Origin of the sequence: Protofrankia sp. CiT1 (genome assembly GCF_917627335.1) — a bacterium.
In the GTDB taxonomy this organism is placed as follows: Bacteria; Actinomycetota; Actinomycetes; order Frankiales; family Frankiaceae; genus Protofrankia.
On the sequence record NZ_CAKJTP010000186.1, the window covers coordinates 1 to 6,639 of the forward strand.

The window sequence follows — 6,639 nt, forward strand, 5'->3', positions numbered from 1 at the left end:
GGTCATGCTCGCCGCCGCGCCCGGAACGCCGCTCGCGCCCCGCTTCGGCCCGGCAAGCCGGGCGGCGCACATCAGTTCAGGAGCCCGGGATCTGACCGGGTCGCTCGGCCGGTCCGTACCCGGTCTGCGACGTGATGTGGACACGCTCGCGGACCTGCGGGAAGCAATGAGCCTCGGCGTCGGCCCGCGGACACACGACATCCTGAAACCGTGAAACCAGCCGCTCCCTGGCCGGGCCCGGTCCGCCCGCCCAGGCCAGCTGAAGCCCCGGCGGGCTGGTTCGGCTCGATGCGGGTGTGCGCGGCGCCCGCACCAGACACGTCCCGGGCGAGCCGCGGTACAACCGTGTCGCGTCTCACCATCGTGGCCGGTACGCCGCCGACGGTGCGCTCCCGGGCAGCTATGCCCGCCGGCTCCGACACAGTGCGGTGATACGCCTGTAATACCTGGTCGCCATGTCTGTACGGCGGAACCATGACGAGCCTGTGCACCGGCTGCCGGGCCGGAGCGCCGCAGGCGTGGCTGAACCGCCGACGGATACGGTGAGTAACCAACCTCGCCGCAATGCCCGCTGGCTCTAGATTCACACGCACCGGCTGTCCGGATGTTTCCGCCATGCTGCGGCATCCATCCAGAGGCATTTCGTGACCGTTACACGTGATGTTCACCGACAGGTCACCCCGGACGTGTCGTACCGGTCCCTGTCGCTGCTCACATCTGCCGCCATGACCGGAGACTGGCACCATCGAGGGCATGACCGAGCTGGTGGTGAACCGATCCGAACAGCCGCAGCGCAAACCACGGAGCGCACTGCTTGAGCCACTGGAAGCACCCCGGCCGCTGATCCCGTCCGACCTTCCCAACGACCGTTTCATCAACCGTGAGAAGTCCTGGTTGGACTTCAACGCCCGTGTGTTGGCACTCGCCGAGGATCCGGCCACCCCGCTGCTCGAGCGGGCCAAGTTTCTGGCCATCTTCGCCAGCAACCTGGACGAGTTCTACATGGTCCGGGTCGCGGGCCTGATGCGCCGCGAAGCGACCCGCCTCGCCGCGCTCTCCGCTGACGGCCTCACCTCCCGCGAGCAGCTCGAGCTGATCAGCACGTCAGCGGCCGAGCTCTACGAACGTCACTCCCGGTGCTTCAGCGAGGTGGTGGCACCCGCGCTGGCAGAGACCGGCATCACGACCCGGCTGTGGAACGATCTGACCGAGGTCCAGAAGGAGCGCCTGCACCGGTACTTCAACGAGCAGGTCTTCCCCGTGCTGACCCCGCTCGCGGTCGACCCGGCGCACCCGTTCCCCTACATCAGCGGGTTGTCGCTCAACCTCGCGGTCACGGTACGCAGCCCAGGCGGGGACAACGAGCGGTTCGCGCGGGTGAAGGTCCCGCAGAACGTACCGCGGCTGATCCGCGTCGCCCCGGACGGCGCGCCGCACGGCGGCAGGCAGCTCGGCCCGCGAGGAGCGGAGTCCGACGACCACACGGTCTGCTTCATCCCGCTGGAAGAGGTGATCGCCGCCCACCTCTCGCAGCTCTTCCCCGGTATGGAGGTGGTGGACGCGCACCTGTTCCGGGTGACGCGCAACGCCGATCTCGAAGTCGAGGAGGACGAGGCCGAGGACCTGCTACAGGCGCTCGAGCGCGAGCTGGCGCGCAGACGGTTCGGCCCGGCCGTACGTCTTGAGGTCGCCGACGACATCGACGACGACCTGCTGGACCTGCTCATGCGGGAGCTGGAGGTCACCAACCGCGAGGTCATGCGGGTTCACGGGCTCATCGACCTGTCGGTCCTGTGGGCGCTCTACGACCTCGACCGTCCCGAGCTGAAAGACATCCCGCACGTGCGGCGGACCCACCCGCGGCTCGCCGCCTCCGAGGGAGAGCAGACCGATTTCTTCGCGGCGCTGCGTGAGGGTGACGTGCTCATCCACCATCCCTACGACTCGTTCACCACCTCGGTACAGCGCTTCATCGAACAGGCCGCGGCCGACCCGCATGTCCTTGCGATCAAGCAGACGCTCTACCGGACGTCGGGTGACTCCCCCATCGTCGACGCGCTGGTCAGCGCGGCCGAGGCAGGCAAACAGGTCGTCGTCCTGGTGGAGATCAAGGCCAGGTTCGACGAGACCGCGAACATCCGGTGGGCACGAGAGCTGGAGAGGGCCGGCTGTCATGTCGTGTACGGACTGATCGGCCTGAAAACACACTGCAAGACCTGTCTGGTGGTCCGTCAGGAACGCGGCGGGCTGCGCCGGTACTGCCACGTCGGCACCGGCAACTACAACCCGAAGACGGCACGGCTGTACGAGGACCTCGGCCTGCTCACCGCCGACCCCGACGTCGGCGCCGACCTCACCGACCTGTTCAACGTGCTGACCGGCTACAGCCGCCAGACCGAGTACCGCTCACTGCTGGTGGCGCCCCAGCACATGCGGGACGGCATCATCGAACGTATCGAGCGGGAAGCCGAGGCGGCCCGCCAAGGCCAGACGTCCGGGATCCGCATCAAGGTCAACAGCCTTGTCGACGAAGAGATCATCGACGCGCTCTACCGGGCGTCACGCGACGGTGTGCCGGTGAAGTGCTTCGTCCGGGGGATCTGTGGGCTACGGCCCGGCATCCCGGGCCTGTCCGAAACCGTCCACGTCCGATCGATCCTGGGCCGCTTCCTGGAGCACAGCCGGGTCCTGGAGTTCACCTCGCTCCAAGAGTGCTGGATCGGCAGCGCGGACATGATGCATCGCAACCTCGACCGTCGCATCGAGGCGCTGGTGCGGGTGGGCCGGCCGTTTCAGCAACCGCTCCGGGCCATGCTCGACCACGCCTTCTCCGAAAGCGTGGCAGCCTGGATCCTGCGCCCGGACGGGACCTGGTATCGACAGTCGACCAGCCCGGACGGCGAACCGCTGTCGGACTATCAGACCGACCTGATGAGCCCGTCCCTACGCCTGGCGCACAACTGACCGGCACGTGTGCCGACGGCCGGCACCGCGCCAGCACCGCGCCGACCGTGAGTGCCCTGGCGGACCCACGGTCGGCACCCGCCTACGAGTTACTTACTCCTCGCTCGCGGACACGCTGGCCTTGAACTCCGAACCCGGCCTGAACTTCGGCACGACCGAGGCCGCGACCTGTACCGGCTCTCCTGTGGCCGGGTTGCGGCCGGTACGGGCGGCCCGCTCGACACGCTCGAAGACGCCGAACCCGGTGATGGTGACCTTCTCACCAGCGGACACGGCTTCCTGAATTGCCTCGAACACGGCATCGACGGCTTTGGTCGCGTTCGATCGCCCGCCCTCGATCTGTTGGGCGATACGATCAACCAACTGGGACTTGTTCACAACAACCTCCGGACGCCCCCCGCGGGCGCGGGGTTAGGGAGCAGATCGGGCATCACACTGCGCTGCACCGTAGGCATGTCCACCGGTTAGGGCAATTCCCCTGCGCGTGTCGCGCAACACAAACCCGCACGTCAACGACTCTTCTAGATCATCTGACGGCACCGGGAGGATGGTGGACGATCCCGCGATCAGCCATGTTTGTAACATTCAGTAACCATCACCGCTCCCGCAGCGTATTGATCATTTCAATCCGCACCGCCGGAGGCCGATATGGAGCCCGCTACGAAGTCACCGGCAGCCACCCGGGGCGGGCGGCCTCAAAGGCCGCGATGCCCTCCTGTCGCCGCAGGGTCAGGCCGACGTCGTCCAGCCCCTCCATGAGACGCCAGCGAGTGAAGTCGTCGATCTCAAAACCCGCGACGAGCCCGGGTGCCCGCACCTCACGCGTGGCCAGGTCAACGGTGATCTGGACGCCAGGATCGGCTTCGACCTGATCAGCGAGCGCCTCGATCGTCACCGCCGGCAGTCCAACCGGTAGCAAGCCGTTACCAAGCGCATTGCCACGGAAGATGTCCGCGAAGCGGGCCGAAATCACGACTTTGAAGCCGTAGTCCTGCAGTGCCCACACAGCGTGTTCGCGGGACGACCCGGTGCCGAAGTCCGGGCCAGCGAGCAGGATCGTCGCGCCGATGTACGCCGGATCGTTCAGAACGAAGCCCGGATCGGCCCGCCACTGCGAGAACAGGCCGGCGCCGAACCCGGTACGCTCGATGCGCTTGAGCCAGTCACTGGGGATGATCTGGTCGGTGTCGACGTCGCTGCGCCGCAGCGGCACCGCTCGACCGGTGTGCGTGGTGAACGCCTCCATCACGAATGCACCCTTTCGTCGTGTCGTGGTTGGGCCCGCGTCGGCGATTGGCGCGTGTTTCGAAAGCCATCTGCCCGGCTCGCCGCGGAGCTCAGCGGTCAAAGATCCGCGGGCGCGGTCAGCCGCCCGGTGACGGCGGTCGCGGCGGCGACGGCGGGCGAGACCAGATGAGTGCGCCCGCCGGGGCCTTGGCGTCCTTCGAAGTTGCGGTTGGACGTGGACGCGCTGCGCTCGCCCGGCCGCAGGGTGTCCGGGTTCATTCCCAGGCACATCGAGCAGCCCGCGCTGCGCCACTGCGCTCCCGCCGCGCGAAAGACCTCGTCCAGCCCTTCAGCCTCGGCTTGCGCCTTCACCACCATCGAACCGGGGACGACCAGCACCCGCAGCCCGTCAGCCACCCGGCGACCGCGCAGGACGTCCGCGGCGGCCCGCAGGTCCTCGATGCGGCCGTTCGTGCAGGACCCGATGAACACCGTGTCGATGGTGATGTCACGCAGGGGGGTGCCGGGGGTGAGCGCCATGTAGGCCAGTGCCCGCTCAGCCGAGGCGCGGGCAGCTGGATCGGCGTAGTCGGCCGGGGCGGGAACCCTGGCCGACAGCGGCGCGCCCTGCCCGGGGTTGGTGCCCCAGGTGACGAACGGGCTCAGCCCGGTCGCGTCGAGCACCACCTCGCGGTCGAACAGCGCATCATCATCGGTGGCCAGGGTCCGCCAGTAGGCGAGTGCGGCGTCCCAGGCCGCTCCCACCGGGGCGTGCGGGCGGCCCCGAAGATGGGCGAAGGTCACCTCGTCGGGAGCGATCATGCCAGCACGCGCGCCCGCTTCGATGGACATGTTGCAGACCGTCATACGGCCTTCCATGGACAGCCCGCGGATGGCCTCACCACGGTATTCGATCACATGCCCCTGGCCGCCGCCGGTACCGATCCGAGCGATGATCGCGAGAATCAGGTCCTTGGCGGTGACCCCGGCGGGCAGCGGCCCGTCCACCGTGACCGCCATGGTCTTCGGCGGGTGCTGTGGCAGCGTCTGGGTGGCCAGCACGTGCTCGACCTGGCTCGTGCCGATGCCGAAGGCGAGCGCACCGAACGCGCCGTGGGTAGCTGTGTGGCTGTCTCCACAGACGATCGTCATACCCGGCTGGGTGAGCCCCAGCTGCGGACCGACCACGTGGACGATTCCCTGGCCCGGGTCGTTCATCGGGTACAGCCGGACACCGAAGTCGGCGCAGTTCTTGCGCAAGGCCTCGACCTGGGCCGCCGACACCGGGTCCGCGATCGGGCGCAGCGTGTCGGTGGTCGGGACGTTGTGGTCCTCGGTCGCGAGAGTCAGCTCCGGCCGGCGGATGCTCCGGCCGGCGAGCCGGAGCGCCTCGAAGGCCTGCGGGCTGGTCACCTCGTGCACGAGATGCAGGTCGATGTAGAGCAGGTCGGGCTCGTCGTCGACACGCCGGACGACGTGAGCGTCCCAGACCTTCTCCGCGAGTGTGCGCCCCATAGCCCACTCCTTCAGGTGGCTTTCTCGGATCCGCCCGGCAGTGGCGGCCGGGCGGTGAACGTTGCGATGGTGAACGTTGCGATGCAAATCACTGATTGCGACCATCCCGAATACCGTGCTTCCCACTATCTGAGATGGCAATATCAGCCTGTGGAACAGCTTAGCGGAGTCGGTGTTCTTGACAAGGCTGCCGCCGTGCTGAGCGCGGTGGAGGCGGGCCCGGTGTCCCTCGGTGAACTGGTCACCCGGACCGGGCTCAGCCGGGCGACCGCGCACCGGCTCGCTGCCGCGCTCGAGGTGCACAGGCTGGTCGGGCGGGATCCGCACGGCCGCTTCGTTCCCGGCCCGCGGCTGGCCGCCGGTGGCGCGCTGCCGTTGCCCTGGGCGCTGGTGGACGCGGCCGCCCCGGTCCTGGCGGAGCTGCGCGACGCCACCGGCGAGAGCAGCCAGCTCTACGTGCGGCGCCGAGACGTACGGGTGTGCGTGGCCGCGGCCGAACGCGCCAGCGGCCTGCGTGACACCGTCCCCGTGGGGTCCACGCTGCCGATGACCGCCGGATCGGGAGCACAGGTGCTGCTGGCCTTCACCGATGCCACCGGCGCCGACGCGAGCGCCCTTCCCGTTGGTGCGCTCCTTCCCGGCGCGGCGGCATTTGACGCGTCCGTGCTGGAACGGGTGCGACGGCATGGCTGGGCCGAGAGTGTCGGCGAGCGCGAACCAGGACTCGCGTCGGTGTCAGCGCCGGTCCGTGACGGCGGCAAGGTGGTCGCGGCGCTGTCGTTGTCCGGCCCGGTCGAGCGCCTGACCCGCTCCCCCGGCCGCCGCCACGGCACCGCCATCGTTACCGCCGCCGAGCTGTTGACCGCGCGCCTACAGCAGAAATCCGCCCAGCCGTCATCATGAGCCGTACCTTCGCGCGGAGCAGAAAGATCA

Annotated in this window: 5 protein-coding genes and 1 pseudogene; 3 read left to right on the forward strand and 3 right to left on the reverse strand. The window is 68.6% G+C overall.

Translation table 11 applies throughout. The features are described 5' to 3' along the window. Positions 1–214 (forward strand): annotated as a pseudogene (locus MJ785_RS19290) (2-phospho-L-lactate guanylyltransferase); the annotation flags it as partial. A 539-nt stretch (positions 215–753) separates the two neighbouring features. After that, entirely contained in the window at positions 754–2,964 is a 2,211-nt protein-coding gene (locus tag MJ785_RS19295) for an RNA degradosome polyphosphate kinase (protein ID WP_239310350.1), read from the forward strand. A 93-nt stretch (positions 2,965–3,057) separates the two neighbouring features. On the opposite strand, the gene MJ785_RS19300 is transcribed toward MJ785_RS19295, so the two are convergent. From MJ785_RS19300 to leuC, 3 genes are all read right to left on the reverse strand, one after another. After that, positions 3,058–3,342, reverse strand: coding sequence for an HU family DNA-binding protein (locus tag MJ785_RS19300; RefSeq protein WP_239310351.1), 285 nt, complete (start codon positions 3,340–3,342; stop codon positions 3,058–3,060). Between the two features lie 280 nt (positions 3,343–3,622). Beyond that, positions 3,623–4,210 carry a 3-isopropylmalate dehydratase small subunit gene (leuD, locus tag MJ785_RS19305; RefSeq protein ID WP_239310363.1) on the reverse strand — a complete coding sequence of 196 codons (588 nt, stop codon included), beginning with the start codon at positions 4,208–4,210 and terminating at the stop codon, positions 3,623–3,625. A 98-nt stretch (positions 4,211–4,308) separates the two neighbouring features. After that, a complete protein-coding gene (gene leuC / locus MJ785_RS19310; RefSeq protein WP_239310352.1) occupies positions 4,309–5,706 on the reverse strand; it encodes a 3-isopropylmalate dehydratase large subunit in 1,398 nt (465 codons plus the stop codon). 150 nt (positions 5,707–5,856) lie between these two features. On the opposite strand from leuC, the gene MJ785_RS19315 reads away from it, so the two are divergent. Then, positions 5,857–6,609, forward strand: a complete 753-nt coding sequence (locus MJ785_RS19315; protein ID WP_239310353.1) for an IclR family transcriptional regulator — start codon at positions 5,857–5,859, stop codon at positions 6,607–6,609. The last annotated feature ends 30 nt before the right edge of the window (positions 6,610–6,639 follow it).